General features: G+C 71.4%; 17 protein-coding genes. 4 read left to right on the forward strand and 13 right to left on the reverse strand.

Features of this window, described 5'->3' with window-relative positions; all coding sequences use genetic code 11:
* From cobT to OG870_RS08985, 7 genes are all read right to left on the reverse strand, one after another.
* Positions 1-4,209, reverse strand: a complete 4,209-nt coding sequence (gene cobT, locus OG870_RS08955; protein WP_327690799.1) for a nicotinate-nucleotide--dimethylbenzimidazole phosphoribosyltransferase — start codon at positions 4,207-4,209, stop codon at positions 1-3.
* A 442-nt stretch (positions 4,210-4,651) separates the two neighbouring features.
* Positions 4,652-5,878, reverse strand: coding sequence for a precorrin-6y C5,15-methyltransferase (decarboxylating) subunit CbiE (gene cbiE / locus OG870_RS08960; protein WP_266510845.1), 1,227 nt, complete (start codon positions 5,876-5,878; stop codon positions 4,652-4,654).
* Positions 5,879-5,999: 121 nt separating this feature from the next.
* A complete protein-coding gene (locus tag OG870_RS08965) occupies positions 6,000-6,638 on the reverse strand; it encodes a GNAT family N-acetyltransferase (protein WP_266510848.1) in 639 nt (212 codons plus the stop codon).
* Positions 6,639-6,823: 185 nt separating this feature from the next.
* The gene (locus OG870_RS08970) at positions 6,824-7,660 is read right to left on the reverse strand and encodes a MetQ/NlpA family ABC transporter substrate-binding protein (protein ID WP_266510851.1); all 837 of its coding nucleotides are present in this window, start codon (positions 7,658-7,660) and stop codon (positions 6,824-6,826) included.
* 67 nt (positions 7,661-7,727) lie between these two features.
* Positions 7,728-8,465 carry a methionine ABC transporter permease gene (locus OG870_RS08975; RefSeq protein ID WP_266585957.1) on the reverse strand — a complete coding sequence of 246 codons (738 nt, stop codon included), beginning with the start codon at positions 8,463-8,465 and terminating at the stop codon, positions 7,728-7,730.
* On the reverse strand, positions 8,462-9,496 hold the full coding sequence (locus OG870_RS08980; protein WP_266585955.1) for a methionine ABC transporter ATP-binding protein: 1,035 nt from the start codon (positions 9,494-9,496) through the stop codon (positions 8,462-8,464). The genes OG870_RS08975 and OG870_RS08980 overlap by 4 nt, the downstream gene beginning before the upstream one ends.
* A gap of 369 nt (positions 9,497-9,865) precedes the next feature.
* Positions 9,866-10,516 (reverse strand): HAD family hydrolase, encoded by a 651-nt coding sequence (locus tag OG870_RS08985; RefSeq protein ID WP_266585953.1) that lies wholly within the window; start codon positions 10,514-10,516, stop codon positions 9,866-9,868.
* Positions 10,517-10,592: 76 nt separating this feature from the next.
* Between OG870_RS08985 and OG870_RS08990 the strand changes: the two genes are divergently transcribed.
* From OG870_RS08990 to OG870_RS09000, 3 genes are read left to right on the forward strand one after another with little or no spacing between them, the layout of a single operon-like run.
* Positions 10,593-10,802: a hypothetical protein gene (locus tag OG870_RS08990; protein WP_266585952.1), complete on the forward strand. Its 210-nt coding sequence runs from the start codon at positions 10,593-10,595 to the stop codon at positions 10,800-10,802.
* 50 nt (positions 10,803-10,852) lie between these two features.
* A complete protein-coding gene (locus tag OG870_RS08995) occupies positions 10,853-11,212 on the forward strand; it encodes a hypothetical protein (RefSeq protein WP_266510866.1) in 360 nt (119 codons plus the stop codon).
* A gap of 1 nt (position 11,213) precedes the next feature.
* The gene (locus OG870_RS09000) at positions 11,214-11,630 is read left to right on the forward strand and encodes a hypothetical protein (protein ID WP_266510869.1); all 417 of its coding nucleotides are present in this window, start codon (positions 11,214-11,216) and stop codon (positions 11,628-11,630) included.
* Here the strand turns inward: OG870_RS09000 and OG870_RS09005 are convergent.
* The 3 genes from OG870_RS09005 to OG870_RS09015 form a co-directional block, all read right to left on the reverse strand.
* Positions 11,620-12,117, reverse strand: coding sequence for a GNAT family N-acetyltransferase (locus OG870_RS09005; protein ID WP_266510872.1), 498 nt, complete (start codon positions 12,115-12,117; stop codon positions 11,620-11,622). The two genes, OG870_RS09000 and OG870_RS09005, sit on opposite strands and share 11 nt — an antisense overlap.
* Before the next feature lie 44 nt (positions 12,118-12,161).
* Positions 12,162-12,668, reverse strand: coding sequence for an RNA polymerase sigma factor (locus OG870_RS09010; protein WP_266510875.1), 507 nt, complete (start codon positions 12,666-12,668; stop codon positions 12,162-12,164).
* Positions 12,669-12,741: 73 nt separating this feature from the next.
* Entirely contained in the window at positions 12,742-13,908 is a 1,167-nt protein-coding gene (locus OG870_RS09015; protein WP_266510878.1) for a glycerophosphodiester phosphodiesterase, read from the reverse strand.
* 402 nt (positions 13,909-14,310) lie between these two features.
* Between OG870_RS09015 and OG870_RS09020 the strand changes: the two genes are divergently transcribed.
* The gene (locus OG870_RS09020; protein WP_266585950.1) at positions 14,311-14,982 is read left to right on the forward strand and encodes a lysophospholipid acyltransferase family protein; all 672 of its coding nucleotides are present in this window, start codon (positions 14,311-14,313) and stop codon (positions 14,980-14,982) included.
* A 165-nt stretch (positions 14,983-15,147) separates the two neighbouring features.
* On the opposite strand, the gene OG870_RS09025 is transcribed toward OG870_RS09020, so the two are convergent.
* The 3 genes from OG870_RS09025 to OG870_RS09035 all read right to left on the reverse strand — a co-directional run bounded on the left by OG870_RS09025 (position 15,148) and on the right by OG870_RS09035 (position 18,393).
* Complete coding sequence (locus OG870_RS09025) at positions 15,148-16,773, reverse strand: MFS transporter (RefSeq protein ID WP_266510891.1); 1,626 nt, start codon at positions 16,771-16,773, stop codon at positions 15,148-15,150.
* A complete protein-coding gene (locus OG870_RS09030) occupies positions 16,770-17,336 on the reverse strand; it encodes a TetR/AcrR family transcriptional regulator (protein ID WP_266510894.1) in 567 nt (188 codons plus the stop codon). Before OG870_RS09030 ends, OG870_RS09025 begins: the two co-directional genes overlap by 4 nt.
* Before the next feature lie 85 nt (positions 17,337-17,421).
* Entirely contained in the window at positions 17,422-18,393 is a 972-nt protein-coding gene (locus OG870_RS09035) for an aldo/keto reductase (RefSeq protein ID WP_266510897.1), read from the reverse strand.
* Between the last annotated feature and the right edge of the window lie 7 nt (positions 18,394-18,400).

Raw genomic sequence — 18,400 nt, forward strand, 5'->3', positions numbered from 1 at the left:
TCACTTCTCGGTGACGCCTGCCGAGTCGAACGTCGCGACCTCGTGCATGGCCCTGGCCGTGCTCTGCACGAGCGGGAGGGCCAGGAGGGCGCCGGTGCCCTCGCCGAGACGGAGGTCGAGGTCGACCAGGGGGCGCAGGCCGAGCTTGTTCAGCGCGGCCACATGGCCCGGTTCGGCGCTGCGGTGGCCCGCGATGCAGGCCGCGAGGACCTCGGGGGCGATCGCACGGGCCACCAGGGCCGCGGCGCCGGCGCTGACGCCGTCCAGGATCACCGGCGTACGCAGTGAGGCGCCGCCGAGGAGCAGGCCGACCAACGCGGCGTGTTCGAAGCCGCCGATCGCGGCGAGCACGCCGATGGGGTCGGCCGGGTCGGGCTGGTGGACCTCGATCGCGCGGCGGACGACCTCGGTCTTGCGGGCCAGGGTCTCGTCGTTGATGCCGGTGCCGCGGCCGGTCACGTCGGCCGGATCGGTGTCCGTGAAGACCGAGATCAGGGCGGCGGACGCCGTGGTGTTGGCGATGCCCATCTCACCGGTCAGCAGCGCCTTGTTGCCTGCCGCCACCAGGTCGCGGGCCGTCTCGATGCCGACCTCGATGGCCTGCTTGGCCTCCTCGCGGGTCATCGCGGGGCCGGTGGTCATGTCGGACGTGCCGGCGCGGACCTTGCGGGGCAGCAGACCGGGGGTCGCGGGCAGGTCGGCGGCCACGCCCACGTCGACGACGCAGACCTCGGCGCCCACCTGGCCCGCGAAGGCGTTGCAGACCGCTCCGCCACCGAGGAAGTTGGCCACCATCTGGGCGGTGACCTCCTGCGGCCAGGGGGTCACACCCTGGGCGTGCACACCGTGGTCGCCCGCGAAGATCGCGACGGCCGCGGGCTCCGGGATCGGCGGCGGGCACTGCCGGGACAGGCCGGACAGCTGCGCGGAGATGATCTCCAGCATGCCGAGCGAGCCGGGCGGCTTCGTCATCCGCTTCTGCCGCTCCCAGGCCTCGCCGAGCGCCTTGGCGTCCAGCGGGCGGATCTGGGAGACGGTCTCGGCGAGCAGGTCGTGCGGCTCCTCGCCGGGCAGGGCACGCCGGCCGTACGTCTCCTCGTGCACGACCCACGACAGCGGGCGGCGCTTGGACCAGCCCGCCTGCATCAGCTCGGGCTCGTCCGGGAACTCGTCGACGTACCCGACGCACAGGTAGGCGATGACTTCCAGGTGCTCGGGCAGCCCCAGCGCGCGGACCATCTCACGCTCGTCGAAGAAGCTGACCCAGCCGACGCCGAGGCCCTCGGCGCGGGCGGCGAGCCAGAGGTTCTCTACCGCGAGCGCGGCGGAGTAGGGCGCCATCTGCGGCTGTGTGTGACGGCCCAGCGTGTGGCGCCCGCCGCGGGTCGGGTCGGCGGTGACGACGATGTTCACCGGGGTGTCGAGGATGGCCTCGATCTTCAGTTCCTTGAACTGCTTCGCCCGGCCCTTGGGGAGGGACTTGGCGTACGCGTCGCGCTGGCGCATGGCCAGTTCGTGCATGCTGCGCCGGGTGTCGGCGGAGCGGATGACGACGAAGTCCCAGGGCTGCGAGTGCCCCACGGACGGGGCGGTGTGCGCGGCCTCCAGGACGCGGAGCAGCACCTCGTGCGGGATGGGGTCGCTGCGGAAGCCGTTGCGAATGTCGCGTCGCTCCCGCATGACCTTGAGGACGGCCTCGCGCTCGGCGTCGTCGTAGGCGGGCGCGGCCGGGCCGGTGGACTGTCGTACTTCTTCCACTGCGGCCGTGCTCTCCTCTTCCTGGTCGGCGGCCCTGGTGTCCAGGTCCTCCGCATGCTGTACGAGTTCGGAGTCGCCGTCGCGCGGAGCGGGCACCGTGACGACCGGCTCCGGCGCCTGCTCGTCCTCCGGGGGGAGCACGAGGGCGCGCGGCGGGGTCGGGGCAAGGTGCGGGGTGGTCGGCACGGAGCCCTCGACGGGGACGAACTGGCCGACCGGCTCGGTGGGTTGGTGTTCCGCGGGTTCCGCGGCGGGTGGCTGGGGGCCGGCGGCGAATGGCGGCAGGGTGTCCGGGCCGGGGTCGGACTGGGCAGCCGGGTCGGCAGCCACCGCGTCGGCGGGGAGCGCGGGCGAGACGTCGGCGGAGGCCGCGGCCGTCTCGGGCGCGAGCGCGTCTTCGGGGTTCGCACGGTCCGTCGGGGATCCCGCTTCGGCCGGTTGCGCGTCGGTCGGTTGGGCGTCTGCAGGGGCGAGGGGGGCCGGAGACGTTTCGGGGGTGGCCGGGGCGGTGGCGGCCGGTTGTGTGTCGGCGTCCGCGGCGGGCGACAGTACGTCGGGCGTGGGCTGGGCCGGGTGCGTGCTCTGGTCCTGGGGCGCGGGCGCGTCCACGGGCTGGAGCGACGGCTCGGGCGCGACGGTGGTGGCGGCGGTGGCGTCCACGACGGGTGCCGCGGAGGCGTCCGTGGGCTGCGCGGGCACATCCGTATCGGCCGCCTGGGCAGTCGCTACGTCGGCAGCCTGAACAGGCTCCTCGGCTGTGCCGGCCGGGGCGAGGTCGGGGACAACGGGCTGAGCCGCGTCGTGGGCGGTGGCCTCGGCAGGCTGACCGGCATCCGGAACCATCGCCACCGCCATCGCCATCGCCTGAGGACCTTGAGGTGTCTCGGTCGCAGCCGGCGCGGGGAACGGAGCGGGCTCGGGGAACGGAACGGCCTCGGGCGCGGGTTCCTCGGGCGCGGCCTGCTCGGGGAGCAGGCCGTTTCCGGGCGCGGTCACGTTCGGCAGCTGAGCGTCGCCGGGTGCGGCCTCGTCGACGAACTGGGCACCCTCGGGCGCTACGGCCTCGTGTCCGTTCCCGGGCTCGGCCGCCTCGGCGACGGGTTGCACGTCCTCAGGCGTGGCGGCGTCGGCAGCCGGCGCACCATCGGAGGCGGCACTCTCGGCGAGTGGCGTGGTCTCAGCCGCGGGCACCTCTTCCGGGGCAGCCGGAGCGGGCGGAGCCGCGACGGCGTGCGTCGCCTCCGGGACCTGACCGGCCTCCGGCGCAGGCACCGCTCCAGGAGCCGGCACGGCCTCCGGCGCAGACCCGGCTTCCGCTGCCGGCGCAGCCTCCGAACCGGGCACGGCCGCCTCGGCGTACCCGTCCTCCGCGGCGACTCCGGCGCCGGGCGCCAGAACGGTCTCCGCAACAGCACCGACCACATCGGCCTGCCCGGTGTCCGAAGGAGCCGAGGGAACAGGACCTGGGTCCGCGTCCGCAGCAACAGCCGTCGGGGCAGGGGATCCAGCGTCCCCGCTGCCCTCGGGCAGACCGTCGGCCCCGCTCTCGGCGGCAAACCCGGACGGAGCGTCGAACCCGCCCTCCACAGCGAAGCCGCCCGCAGCGACGTGGCCGCCCGGAGCGACGTCAGCAGCCCCGGCATCGGCACCGGCACCGGCACCGGTGAGTTGGGCGCCCTCGACGGCCGACACCCCCACCGGAATCTGCCCGGCCTCCGGGTCGCACGCCGCGCCAAGGGCCTCCGCCGCGTACGTGGCCTCACCGTTCTGCGCGGCTTGTGCGGCGTGACCGGGCTCGCCGTCGTGCTGCTGCGGTGCGGTGTCCGTCGCGATACGGGCCATGACGGCCTGGGCCGCGCCGACCGGTTCCGGGGTCGGCTCGGGCGCGGGAACAACCGTTTCGGCAGCCGGTGCCCCGGTGTCGACCGGGGTCTGCACGGCGGCCGGTGCCTGGGCGCCCCACGGGACCGCGCCCTGCGGGGGCATCTCGTGGAGCTGGGGGGCGTCGAAGTACTCGGGGCCGGTGGCGGGCGGGCCGGGCTGGCGGACCGGTGCGCCCGCGGGGCCGCGGTCGGCGAGAGAGCGGACCGGGCTCGCCGAGGCGTCCGGGATGGGCGGGCCGAGGTGCAGAGGCCGGCGCGGCGGGACCGACGTCGGAGGCAGCGTGGGATTGGGCAGACGGACGCCGGAGAGGTCGACCGAACCGCTGTCGCGGCCGGCCGTCTCGTGCGGGCCCGGCTCGTGGACGGTCTCGACGACCGGTTCCGGCGCGGGCGGGGCGACCTCGTTGCCCCAGGGGCTCTGGGCGCCCGGCAGCAGCAACAGGTCTTCGTCCTCGGCGGTGGTCTCGGAGAGGTAGGTGTACGCACCGTGCGCGGGGACGCCCGGCTGCTCCACCATGCCTACGCTCTCCGGCAGTCCCTCGCCCGGGACCTGGCCGGTGTCGGTCATGCGTACCCCTCGCCCATCGGTTAGTGCTTCTACGTCCAGCTCACCGGGAACGGCGCACCGACCGCCCCCGCAGTGAAGAACGAGCGTGCATGCCCAGCGGCACGAACGACCCGCCCGTAAAAGGCGACAAAGCCATTCAGTGGCATTGTCCCGGCCGTTCCACCGTCACGACAGCTTGATCCGCGACGGCCCGCTGTGGACTGCGCCACGTTGCGCGTCCTCCGGTTCTGCCGTACCACACCCACCCCAAAAGGGGCGTGTTTTCCGGACATTGACGAACGAAGTGCCGGGCCACGAGTGCAGTGCAACGATCGGCCAGCCTACCGCGAGCGGTACGACTAGCGGATCACCGGTGGGGCAGAAAACAGGATCACTGGGACGGCGCGGGGGTCACAACACGCGCTCCGGGAGCACTCCCGGCCGCCGCCCCGGCCGCCACCCCTCAGCGAGGCCCTTCGCGCCGCTCCAGTTCCCCTGTGAGCAGGAACACCACGCTCCGCTCCGTCTCCGTCCAGGCCCTGGTGTCGAGTTCGACGGACTGGAGCAGCGCGCACTCGACCCGGTAGCCGTGCTCCGTGAGGTCCCGGCCGACGAGTTCGGCCGCGTCGCGGGTTGCGGCGTGCGTGACGATGCGCTGCGGGCGGCGGTCGGCGACCGCGGAGACCACGGCCGCTCCCCCGCCGCCGACGCGCACGACGTCCGGCTCGGGGAGGTTCTCCAGGACGTGCGGGGCGAGGCCGCGGATGATCTGCAACTGGACGCCGAACTGGCGGGCGGCGGCATCCGCGCGGGCGCAGGCCGTGAGGTCCCGGTCGACGGCGATCACGGCGGCGCCGGCCCGTGCGGCCTCGGTGGCGAAGGCGCCGCTGCCGCAGCCGATGTCCCACACGAGGTCGCCGACGCGCGGTCCGAGGCGGGCGAGTTGGGCCGCACGCAGCAGGTCCGTCTCGCCCTCGCCGAGCGGTCCGTCGTAGGCCTGGGCGGGTTGTGTCCAGCCGCGCGGTCCGGCTCCCGGGTCGCGTCCGGCGAGCCAGCCGCCGCCCTCGCCCGAGACTCCCGGCCCCACGGGTCCGCCGATGACGATGACGACGTTCGGGTCGCGCCAGATGTGGTCGGGGGCCTTGTCGGAGGTGACGACGGTGACCTGTTCGCGTTCGGTGCCGAGCTCCTCGCAGATGACGAAGGTGCGGTGGACGCCCTCCAGGAGCAGGCCGAGTTCGGCGGGCCCGGCGCCCGGGGAGGTGAGAACGGCGACTTTGGTGTGGGCGCGGCACACGTTCACCGCGCGTCGCAGGGTGCGGCGGTGTGCGACGACCACCTGGGCGTCGTCCCAGGGCATACCGGCACGTGCGAAAGCCGCGGCCACGGACGAGACGGCGGGGACGACCTCGACCTCAAGGCCGAACTCGGGTGCGCGCACGGTCCGTACGACGCCGAAGAATCCGGGGTCGCCGTCGGCGAGCACGACCGCGGTGCCACGGTGGCCGGCGATGCGACGGGCGGCGAGGGCGACGCTGCCGAGGCGGATGCGCTCGGCGGTCGGCGGCACCTCGGGAAGCGCCAGGTGGTGGGCGGCACCGGCCACCAGGGTGGCGGCGCTCAGCGCGGAGCGGGCCGCGGCGGTCAGGGGCGAGCCGTCCCAGCCGATCACCGTGACGCGGTCGGCCATCGTCGTCAGTCTCCAGGGGTTTTGCGCAGTTCGTCGGGGCTGCCCGGGTGGGCTTGGTGAGGGTACCTGGTGGACGGTGCCGCCCACTGCGGCGGCGCTGTTCCCCTCATGCCCCCAGGGTTCAGTTCCAGTCGGTGAAGGACGTGAAACCGCCGGTGTCGGCCAGTTGTTCACTGCCCCCGGCCAGGTCCTCCGGCAGCAGGCTCCAGAGGATGACGTCGGTACGCACGTCGATCCACTCCCCGTCCCCGGACCTGGCGCGCGCTATCCACGCGTTGCGCAGGACACCCTCGCTGATACAGCCCATCTTCTGGGCCACCTGCTGGGAGGCGGTGTTGTCGGCGGCGGTGCGCAGCTCCATCCGTTCGAACTTCTGGTCGTGGAAGAGCCACTGCGCGGTGGCGAGGGACGCTTCGGTGGCGTAGCCCTCACCGCGGGCCCAGGGGGCGATGACGTAGGCGATCTCGCTGGCGCGCACGCGCCAGTCGGTGTTCTGCAGGTGCACCATTCCGACCAGTCGCTGGGTGAGGAACTCGGTGACGGCGAAGACGACGCCACGGCCCTCGGTGCGTTCGGCCGGGGCGAGTTCGGTGATCCAGTTGCGGGCGTCGGCCTCGGTGTAGGGCTGCGGGACACTCGTCCAGGCGCCGACCTGCTCATCGTTCATCATCTCGGCCAGTGCGGGCACGTCGTCCTCGTCGAGGGGACGCAGCACCAACCGCTCCGTGCTGATGGAGATGTTGGGGAAGGTGCCAGCCATGCGCCGCTCCGTAACCTCTGGAAGATGTTCAGGCCTGCTGAACTGCCCAGCATGCAGCATGAAAGCACCGAACCGCACCACGGGGTCCACACCTGGTGAGCGAGTGGACCCCGTGCGTGGCGATACGCCGTATACGCCCCGTCGGCAGAGAATGACCCGGCTCAGCGGCCGGTCCGGCAGCCGGTTCAGAAGGACGGGATGACCGAGCCCTGGTACTTGTCCTCGATGAACTTCTTCACCTCGGGCGAGGTGAGGAGCTTGGCGAGCTTCTTCACGCGCGGGTCCTTCTCATTGCCCTTCTTCACCGCGAGGAAGTTGCCGTACGGGCTGTTCTTCGCGGACTCCAGGACGAGGGCTTCCTTGGCGGGCTTGATCCCGGCGGATATCGCGTAGTTGCCGTTGACCACGGCGGCGTCGACGTCGTCCAGGGAGCGCGCGGTCTGGGCCGCCTCGACCTCCTTGAACTTGAGGTTCTTCGGGTTCTTGGAGATGTCCTGCGGGGTCGCTTCGCTGCCCACGCCGTCCTTGAGCGTGATGAGGCCGTTGGACGCGAGCAGCTTGAGGGCACGCGCCTCGTTCACCGCGTCGTTCGGGACGGCGATCGTCGCACCGCTCTTGAGTGCGTCGGCCTTCTTGACCTTGTGGGAGTAGAGGCCGAGCGGCTCCAGGTGCACCGTGACGACGGGCACGATGTGGGTGCCGCGCTTCTTGTTGAAGTCGTCGAGGTACGGCTGGTTCTGGAAGTAGTTGGCGTCCACCGAGCCGTCCTCGGTCGCCGTGTTCGGCACGATGTAGTCCTGGAACTCCTTGACCTCCAGGTCGAGGCCCGCCTTCTTCGCCAGGTGGTCCTTGACGTAGTCGAGGATCTCGGCGTGCGGCGTCGGGCTCGCGGCGACGACCAGCGGTCCGCTGTAGTCGGAGGAGCCGGAGACGGAGTCCGTGCCCGAGCCGCAGGCGGTGAGCCCGAAGGTGAGGGCTCCGGCGGCGAGGACAGCGGTGCTGAGCTTTGCGGTGTTACGCACGAAAAGTGCCTTTCCTTATGGGTGGAGCGGCCCCGCGGTTGATGGTGCGGGGAGTCTGTGGGGGTGCTTACGCGACCTTGCCGACGTCGGCCGAGGCCGGGTCCTCGGCCTTCAGCAGGCGCAGCCTGGGCGCCGGGCCGGAGCGTCCGCCGCGGTGGTGCAGCGAGCGTGCCGTGAAGTCGCCGGCGAACTGGATGAGCGAGATGACCACGGCGAGGATCGCCACGGTGATCCACATGAGTGGGGTCTCGAAGCGCTGGTAGCCGTAGCGGATGGCTATGTCGCCGAGGCCGCCGGCGCCGACGGTGCCGGCCATCGCGGAGTAGCCGATGAGGGCGACGATCGTGGTGGTGGTGCTGGCGATCAGCGAGGGCAGGGCCTCGGGTACGAGGACCTTGCGGACGATCGTCCAGGTGTTGCCGCCCATCGACTGCACCGCCTCGACCAGCCCGCCGTCCACCTCGCGGACCGCCGTCTCGACCAGGCGCGCGAAGAAGGGGATGGCCCCGATCGCGAGCGGCACGATGGCGGCCTCGCGGCCGATGGTCGTCCCGGTGATCCAGCGCGTGAAGGTCATCAGCGCGACCATGAGGATGATGAACGGCATCGACCGGGCGATGTTCACGACCTGCCCGATGACCTTGTTGGCCAGGACGTTCTGGAGCAGTTCGCCCCGGTCCGTGAGGACGAGCAGAATGCCGAGCGGAAGGCCGCCGACGACGGCGATCAGCGTGGACCAGCCGACCATGTAGAGGGTGTCCCAACACGCCTGGGCCAACAGCGGCTGCATCTCGGACCAGGTCACTTGGCGCCTTCCTTCAGCAGTACGGGCTCCTGGCCCAACACGTCGATCTGCAGGCCCTGTTCACGCAGGAATCCGATCGGCACGACGTTGTCCTCGTAGCGGCCGGGCAGTTCGATGCGCATCCGGCCGACCTGGAGGCCGCCGACGGTGTCGATGGCCGCACCGAGGATCGAGATGTCGATGTTGTAGGTGCGCGAGAGCCGGGAGATGACGGGCTGGGTGGCCCTCTCGCCCTGGAAGGTGACGTCGACGACGGTGCGGTCCTCGCCCGCGGCGTCGCCGCTCACCGGGAAGAGGGCGGAGGCCAGCTCGGAGCCGGGCGTCGCGAGCAGTTCGCTCACCGTCCCCGACTCGACGATGCGGCCGTTCTCCATCAGGGCTGCCGAGTCGCAGATCGACTTCACGACGTCCATCTCGTGGGTGATGAGCAGAACTGTCAGGCCCAGCTGCCGGTTCAGGTCGCGCAGCAGCTGGAGGATGGAGCGGGTGGTCTCCGGGTCGAGGGCGCTGGTGGCCTCGTCGGACAGGAGGACCTTGGGGTCGCCGGCCAGGGCGCGGGCGATGCCGACGCGCTGCTTCTGCCCGCCGGAGAGCTGGGCGGGGTAGGCCGCGGCCTTGTCGGCGAGCCCGACGAGGTCCAGCAGCTCCAGCGCCTTGCGGGAGCGCTCCTTGCCGGACGTGCCGAGGATTTCGAGCGGCAGCTCGACGTTGTCCTGGACCGTCCGCGAGGACAGCAGGTTGAAGTGCTGGAAGACCATGCCGATACGGCTGCGCGCCTGCCGCAGCTCCTTGCCGGCGCGCGGGCCGCGGCCGGCGAGGGCGGTGAGGTCCTGCCCGGCGACGGTCACCGTGCCGGCGGTGGGGCGCTCCAGCAGGTTGACGCAGCGGATGAGCGAGGACTTGCCGGCACCGGACTGGCCGATAACGCCGTACACCTCGCCTTCGCGGACGTGCAGATCGACGCCGTCGAGGGCGGTGACCTCACGGGCGCGCGAGCGGTAGACCTTGGTCAGGCCCGTTGTGGTGATCACTGGGGTTTCCGTCACTGTCGAGTGCGCGGGCGTGGGTGTGCCCGGGCACGGGTGCATTCGGTCGGAACGCGGCGCGGTTCTCGTGCGTGGCAGTGGGACCGGGGAGAACGTGCGCGCGGGCGGCGGCGATCACGTACGGGATGTCATTCCGTACGGACATGCCGCGGCGGCTCGCTTCGGGGCGCGAGGCTCAGGTCGTGCTGGGGCCCTCTAGAAGGCGCACATTCGACACATACAACGAGCACCGGGCGTCATGGTCGCCTCGGTCGCAAGGATGCGGCTGCTCGTCGTAGTCATGCGATCAGTAAAACAGAAGTACGGTCCTGACAAAGCGCCGCCGTCCGCATGCTGGACAGCGGCGGACGCGTTTCAGGCGCGGACGGAGATCTCCACCGTCCGGTCGCCGACCCGCACGGACAGGGCGGACAGGTCCTTCACCACGAGATCGGCGTCGAGTTCATGGGCCTGGTGCGTTGTGGCCAAGGCCACGGTGGTCATGCCGGCGGCGCGGCCCGCCTGGAGGCCGGCCGGGGCGTCCTCGAAGACGACACAGTGCGCGGGGTCGACGCCGAGTACGCGGGCGGCGAGAAGGTAGGGCTCGGGGTCGGGCTTGCCGCGGGTGATGTCGTCGGCGGCGACGAGGGTCTTGGGCAGGATGCCGACGGCGTCGAGGCGGGCCTCGGCGAGGCGGCGGGTGGCGGAGGTGACGACGGCCCAGCGCTCGGCGGGCAGCGCGTCGAGGAAGTCCCTGGTGCCGGGCAGCAGATGGACGCCCCCGCGCGGCACGTCCTCCATCTCCAGCAGCTCGATCCGCGCGACGGCCTCCGGCACGAGGTCTGCGGGCAGCAGGTCGGCGGCTATCTCCACGGCCGGCCGCCCGTGCAGTTCGACGCGTCCGAACTCCTCGGCGCCGAGGCCGTACTCCGCCGCCCAGCGCGTCCAGCAACGGTCCACGGATTCGAGGGAGGAGACGAGGGTGCCGTCGTTGTCGAACAGAAGGGCTTGTGCGTGGATCGTCATGGTCCAGACCCTACGGGGCCTTCGAAAGCTTGCCCGACCGGGCCTCGGGCGCCGATCATGCCCGTATGAGACCCGAGTGGAGACCTTCGTGGCCGACGGCGGACTGCCGGGCGAGGACGCGCCCGACGACTGCCACGGCGTGGCCTGGTCGCTGCCGCACCTGATCGAGACGGGACCGAACCCGGTCCTCACCGTCCGGCCCGGACCCGCTGCCGGTGAGTGGCAGCACCGGCTGTGGCAGCGGTGCGTGAACGCCGGGCTGGTCGCCGGGGAGCCGGCCGACTGACCGCCGGGGCCGCGCGCACCAGGTCGTTTGGACCGTATTAAGGTCGCTGCATGCTCAATGCCCTGACGCTGGTGACCGGGGTCGCCGCGCTGTTGCTGGCCGCCTGGTGCGGCTGGGCCGCCTACCGCGACCAGCCGACGAAGGACTGGCACTTCATCGGCATGGCCGTGGTGTCGCTGCTGGCCACAGTGCAGCTGGTGATCGGGATCGTGCAGCTGGCGCGGGGCGAGAAGGCGGATCAGGGCACGGCGATCTTCGTGGCGTATCTGATCGGCGCCTTCGCCTGCGTCCCGGCGGCGGGGTTCATGTCGCTGGCGGAGCGCACGCGCTGGGGATCGGTGACGGTCGCCGCCGGCGGTGTGGTGCTGGCCGTGCTGGAGGTGCGGCTCTATGACATCTGGGGAGGGTGAGATGACCACCGCGGAACAGAAGCCGAAGCGGCTCATCAGCGGGCCCGGCATGCTGCTCGTCTGGTTCTACGGCGTGATGGTCGTCGGCGCGGTGTCGCGCTCCGTCTTCCAGATCGCCACCGAGTTCGACCGGGCGCCGCTGGCCTACTCCCTGTCGGCGGTGGCGGGTGTGGTGTACGGGTTCATCACGTACTCCCTGGTCCGCGGCGGCGAGCGGGCCCGCAGGGCGGCGCAGGTGTGCTGCGCCGCCGAACTCGCGGGCGTGCTGATCGTCGGCACGTGGACCCTGGTCGATCCGTCGGCCTTCCCGGACGCGACGGTCTGGTCGGACTACGGCATGGGGTACGTCTTCATCCCCGTACTGCTGCCGCTGTCCGCGCTGTACTGGCTCCGGAAGAACCGCTCCGTCACGCAGTAGCCACGTACGCCTGCGCCGGCTTCTCCAGGACGACCATCGGTACCCCGTCCTGGCCCTGGGACGTGCCCACGGCCTGGTAGCCGACGCGACGGTACAGGCGCAGGTTGCCCTCGCTGCGGTGGCCGGCCTCCAGGCGGAACCGGGTGGCGCCGCGCTGCTCGGCGAGGGCGGACTCGGCCGCGCGCAGGAGCCGGGCGCCGATGCCGTGGCCCTGGAGGCGGGGGTGGACGCAGAGCTTGCCGATGGCGGCGGAGCCGTCCTCGGTGACCCGGCCGCGCACCGAGCCGACGACTTCTTCCCCGAGCCGCGCCACGAAGACGCAGTCCGCGACCACCTCCTCACGGACCGAGTCGAGGCTCTGGACGAGCGGGTCGATGCGGTAGTTGCCGTACAGCGCCGCCTCGCTCTGGAAGCACAGGTACTGGAGCTTGAAGATCTGCTCTGCATCCTGCTCGGTCGCCACCGAGATGGTCACGCTCATGCCCATGTGCGCACGCCTCCCGCTCACCTGATCGCCGGTCGTAAACACTCCTATCCCCGTGCTCGGCGTGCCGCAACCTCCGGCGGGAGCAAACGTCGCAGACATCCCAGGCATCTGGAACGTTCCGGGCCGAGACTGCCCTGTGAGATACCCAACTCCCCCGCGATTTCCCGGTATGTCAGGTCTTCCGGGGAGAGCAGGGCCTCCAGCAGACGGGGGCAGCGGCCGGGCAGCCGACGGACCGCGTCGCGCAGGGCCCGGCGGCGGGCCGCGGCCAGGGCCAGGTGTTCGGGGTCGCTGTCGACGTCGCCGACGGGCTCGATGTCGTACGGCCGCTCGATGCGGCTCGTACGGCGGCTGCGGCGCGCCTCGGAACGTACGGCGCTGCGCAGCCAGCGGTGCGGGTCGAGCGGCGGGCCGTCCACCGCGAGACGCTCCAGGAGGCGCAGCCAGACCGCCTGTTCCAGGTCGCCCGGCTCGGCGCCGGAGGCCTGTGCCTCCGCCAAGGCCTCGGCGGCGAGCAGGGGGCGCAGGGCGGCAACCAGGTCGTGCGTCATATGCAGCACGACGCGGCCGCCCGGCGCTGGGTTGCCCGGACGGCCGACTGTCACCCCAACCGGGGCCGGAGGCTCAGCTGTTGACGAATGCCTCGCGCGCGAGCACCGCGGTGTCCGCGTTGTCGGAGAAGACGCCGTCGATGCCGGTCGCGAAGTACGTCTTGAAGGCGCCGAAGGCGTCGCCGTAGGCGTCCGCGTCGGTGCCCTTGCGGTACTCGGCCGGCAGGAAGGGGTTCTCGTTGCGCATCGTGTACGGGTGCAGGATCAGGCCGACCTTGTGCGCGTCGGAGACGAGGGTGGTCCTCTTGTCGAGGCTGCCGTCCGCCTTCTTCGTGATGACCAGGTCGAGGGTCGGGCCGAGGCCCTGCGCGTAGCCGGCGATCTCTCTGAGGCCCTTCGGGGTGATCAGGTCGGCGACGGTGCGCGGGTCGCCTGCCTCGACGAAGTCCCACGGCCGGGAGTCGGCGGCGGACAGGAGCACCACGAGGGGGTTGTCGACCAGCGTGTTCAGGCGCTGGATGCTGCTCGGCTCGAACGACTGCAGGATGACCGGCGAGTTCCGCTTGTCCTTGCCGTGCTTGTGCAGCAGCTTGGCGACCCGCTCCTCAAGGCCCAGGCCGAGCTTGCGGAAGTAGGTGGGGTGCTTGGTCTCGGGGTAGATCCAGACCTGCTTGCCGCGCTTGCGGGTCTGCTCGTCCTGCCACTTCAGGACTTCCTCGAAGGTGGGGATCTCCCAGCGGCCGTTGTAGAGGGTGTTGTGCGGGCGGTTGGCCGGGATGCGCTCGATCGCGCGCAGCGTCTTCAGCTCGGCGAGCGTGAAGTCCTCGGTGAACCAGCCGGTGGTGGAGACGCCGTCGAGCACCTTGGTGGTCTTGCGGCCGGCGAACTCGGGGTGGTCGGCGACGTTCGTCGTCCCGCCGATCTCCGGCTCGTGCCGGCAGACCAGATGGCCGTCCCTGGTGGGCACCAGGTCACCGGCCTCGACGATGTCGGCGCCGAGGTCGAGGGCCAGGTTGTACGAGCCGAAGGTGTGCTCGGGCCGGTAGCCGCTGGCGCCGCGGTGACCGATGATCGTCGGCTTGGGCAGGCTCTTCAGCCCGCCGCCCCCGTGCCGTCCGGCCTCGGCGGCTCTCGCGGTACCGGACAGGCCGAGTACGGCTCCGCCCGCGCCCAGGACCGCCGCGCCGAGAAGCGCCCGTCGTCCGGTGATGCCTGTCTGCTCGTTTTCCTGCGTTCCCATGAGCGCCTCCCCTGACGTCGGCTCGATCTCTTCTTTCAGCGCGCCGATCGTAGGGTCGTGAACATGACGCAAGGGAGACCCCGGCCGGAACACGCGGGTGACGCGTGATGTCACATGGGAACGAATGTCTGACGACCCGTCGGCATCGGCGCGCCGGGGCGGGGTAGCCGGTCGGTGTCAGCCGTTTCGGGGAGTTCGGGGGAGTTCCCCCACATGGCAGAAGCGACGTCCGTCGCAACATTGCGGGCCCGTTACCGCCAGACACCGGGGCGTCACCGCAGGTGAACCTACGTCAACAGTGCGTAAGACATGGGTGAACCCGATGTGCACGACCCCGGGAACCGCGAGTATCGTCCTCACCTGCACATACTCATACCGAATCCCTTGACACCGGAGGGCCTGTTGTCCCGCTTCGTGCTCATCAAGGCAGTGCTCGGACCGATCATGCGCCTGATGTTCCGCCCACGGGTGGAGGGTGCGGAACACATCCCGGGCGACGGTCCGGTCATCCTGGCCGGCAACCATCTGACCTTCATCGACTCGATGATCCTGTCTCTGGTCTGCGACCGTCAGGTCCTCTTCATCGGCAAGGACGAGTACGTCACCGGCAAGAGCCTCAAGGGCCGCCTGATGGCCTGGTTCTTCACCGGTGTCGGCATGATCCCGGTGGACCGCGACGGCGGCCGCGGCGGTGTCGCCGCGCTGATGACCGGCCGCCGGGTGCTGGAGGAGGGCAAGGCCTTCGGGATCTACCCCGAGGGCACTCGTTCCCCCGACGGCCGCCTCTACCGCGGCCGCACCGGCATCGCCCGGCTCACCCTGATGACGGAGGCGCCGGTCGTTCCCTTCGCGATGATCGGAACGGACAAGCTGCAGCCGGGCGGGTCGGGGATGCCCCGGCCCGGGCGGGTCACCGTCCGCTTCGGTGAGGCGATGGAGTTCTCGCGCTACGACGGCATGGGCCGGGACCGGTACGTGCTGCGCGCGGTGACCGACTCCGTGATGGCCGAGGTCATGCGGTTGTCCGGGCAGGAGTACGTGGACATGTACGCGACCAAGGCCAAGGCTGCCTGAGCCCACGGGTTTCCCCGAGCCGTACGCACCTGCGAGGGTGCGTACGGCTCTTTCGTGGCCTGAAGGCGCGAAGACGCGAAGGCGCGAGGCGCGAGGCGCTACAGGGACGGTGGGCTCGTCGTTCCCGCGCCACCGACCGTTCCCGCGTTCACGCGGGTGCTCGGGTCACCGAGTGACGTCATGAGTCCTGTCGGAGGTCTCGGAGTACGCCGAGCACTCGGAATGCCGCGCATCGGGCGCGGATCCCGCCACGATCGTCGACGGCTGCGAGGAGCTCCCGTCCAGTCGCTGGCCGCGCAGCAGGAACCATGCCGCCGCCGCTGTCGCCAGCAGGACCGCCGCGCCCACGCCCGCCGCGAGGGCGAGGCCGTGGACGAAGGCCTCCCGGGCCGACGTCAGCAACTCCTGTGCGGTGTCCGACGGGAGGCGCTTCGCCGCCTCCACCGCGCCCCCCAGTGACTCGTGTGCGCCTGACGGAGTCCCGGCCGGGGCGGCGAAGCCCCGGTAGACGCCCGTCACGATCGAGCCGAGAACCGCGATACCGAGGGCCGCGCCCAGCTCGTACGCCGTTTCCGAGACCGCGGAGGCGGCGCCCGCCTGTTCCTTCGGTACGGAGGAGAGGACGACGTCGGCCGTCACCGTGAAGGAGAGGCCGGCGCCGACGCCGACGAAGAGCAGGGCGGTGCCGAGCAGGGGGTAGCCCGTCGACCGGTCGAGCACGGTGAGGGCGGCCAGGGCGAGGCCGATCGCCGCGAGGCCGCCCGAGACGACCGCGCGGACCGAGAAGCGGCGCGCCGCGCGGCCCGCGAGCAGACCCGCCACCACCGCGCCGACCGCTGCGGGCAGTTCGGCGAGACCCGCCTCGAACGGGCGTCGGCCCTGGACGAGTTGCAGGTACTGGGAGAGGAAGAAGACCAGGCCGGACAGGCCGAGGATGGTCAGCAGGTCGGCCAGGACCGCCGCGCTGAAGCCGCGGTTGCGGAACAGCCGCATGTCCAGCAGCGGGGTGGGAAGCGTGAGTTGGCGGCGGACGAACCAGTACAGGGCGGCCGCGCCGGCCAGACCCACACCGAGGGCGGTCCCCGAGAAGCCGTGTGTCGCCGCTTCCTTGACCGCGTACACGATGGCGATCATGCCGACCAGGGACAGGACGACGCTGATCAGGTCCCAGGGGCCGGGGTTCGGGTTCTTCGACTCCGGCAGGAGCTTGGCGCCGACCAGCACCAGGACCGCCATGACCGGCAGGTTGATCAGGAAGACCGAGCCCCACCAGAAGTGTTCGAGGAGGAAACCGCCGGCTATGGGACCGATCGCCGTACCCGCGGAGGCCGTCGCACCCCAGATGCCCACGGCCAGACTGCGCTCGCGCGGGTCGTGGAAGAGGTTGCGGATGAGGGCGAGGGTGGCGGGCATGAGGGTCGCGCCCGCGACGCCGAGCAGGGCGCGGGCCAGGATCATCAACTCAGGTGTCGTCGCATAGGCGTTGAGCACGGATATCGCCCCGAACGCCGTGGCGCCGCCGAGCAGGATCCGCTTGCGGCCGATGCGGTCGCCGAGGCTGCCCATCGACACCAGCAGGCCCGCGATGACGAAGGAGTAGACGTCGCCGATCCACAGGAGCTGGGTGCCGGAGGGCTTCAGGTCCTCGCTGATGTAGGGGGTCGCGAGGCCGAGGACGGTCGCGTCGACGGCCACCAGCAGCACGGCGAGCACGAGGACGGACAGCGCGAGCCAGCGGCCCGGGCGCTTCACCGCCTCGGTCGTGGTCGCCGGCCGCAGGGTGCTGGTCATGATTCCTCTCTCCGTGAAGTGTCCTGGCGCAGTGCGCCGCCGAGCAGCAGCTCGACGATCATGTGGGTGAAGTCCTTGGCGGCGACCCGGCCTTCCGACACGGCCCAGGCGCCGGAGGCCAGCAGGCCGTACAGCGCCTCGGTGAGCCAGGCCGGCGTGAGGTCGATACGGAACTCGCCGGCCGTCTGACCGCGCCGGAACAGGGCCGCGATGCGGTCGTCGATCCTGGTCCAGCCCGCGTTCTGGATCCCGCCCTCGAACAGCTGGTTCTCGGTGTAGAGGAAGGCGAGGAGCGCGGCGGACGGTTCGACCGCCCGCACCAGACGCCGTACGCCTTCGCTCGCCGGCCCCTCTTCCAGGCGAGCCGCGTCCAGCGCCGCCTCGCACTCGGCGATGCCGAGCGACTCCAGCGCCCGTACGAGCGCGTCGCGGCCGGCGAAGTGACGGTGCAGGGTGGCCCGGCTGATTCCGGCCGCCCTGGCGACCTCGTCCATCGTCGCGGTGGACTTTCGGGTCAGCAGGGCCGCGGCGGTGCGGAGTACATGGTCACGGTCGACAGCCATGAGACGAGGGTAGACCATATGAGACATTGTTGTCTCAGAATAGGCATGTGTGACTCACCACCGTCGGCAGTGAGGTGTCTGCCGGTCAGTGCCAGGGCAGGCGGCCGCGCTGCTCCCAGTAGGCGGCCGGCTCCTGCACGAGCGTCGCGAGCCGGGCGAGCTGGTCCTCGTCCAGGTCCACGACCGCCGCGTGCAGGTTGGAGGCGAGCTGGGTGACGGTCGCCGCGCCGGAGAGGACGACTCCGGCCCAGGGCTCGCGCAGGATCAGGCCGAGGGCGACCGCGTCGCAGCCGAGAGACGTTTCTGCGGCCACGGCCTTCAGGGCGTCCGGCGCGTACGGGTCCGCGAGGCGGCCGTTGGCCATGCCCTCCTTGACGATCACGGTCAGGCCGGCGTCGTGCGCCTCGGCGAGAGCGGGAGCGGCGGAGGTCTCCAGGGCGTTGTACGTCGACTGGACGGTACGGAAGAGGGGTTCGCCGTCGACCGTCACGGCGAGGGCGGCCCGGATGGCCTCGGCCTGGGCGGGACCGCTGGTGGAGAAGCCGATGGTGGTGCCGCGGGCGGCCGCCTCCGCCAGCTTGGCGTGAAGTTCCTTGTCGGTGAGGGCCGGGCTGTCCGGGGTCACCGAGTGGATCTGGTAGAGGTCGAGGCGGTCGCCGAGCAGTACGTCGGTCTCGGCGCGCTGACGCTCGTACGTCGGGACGCTGTGGTCCTTGACCTCGTGCGTCTCGGCGTCCGCCGACCAGCCTGCCGTGTAGGTGTAGCCCCACTTGCTGCCCACGACGATGTCGTCGATGTCGGGGCGGGCGCTCAGCCAGTCGGCGAGGAACTCCTCGGAGCGGCCGTAGGAGCGGGCCACGTCGAAGTAGCGGACGCCCTGGGCGTGGGCGGCGTCGAGGAGTTCGTGGGTGCGGCGGCGCAGCGTCTCGACGCTGCGGTTGTCCCCGAGGTCGTCGTCCCGGCCGAGGTTGATGTAGCCGGGGCGGCCGACGGCGGCGAGGCCGAGTCCGATGTGGCAGGTGGGGGTTGTTGCTGTGGCCAGGCGGGCGAAGGGCATCGCGGCT

This window comes from Streptomyces sp. NBC_00461 (genome assembly GCF_036013935.1).
Taxonomy (GTDB): domain Bacteria; phylum Actinomycetota; class Actinomycetes; order Streptomycetales; family Streptomycetaceae; genus Streptomyces.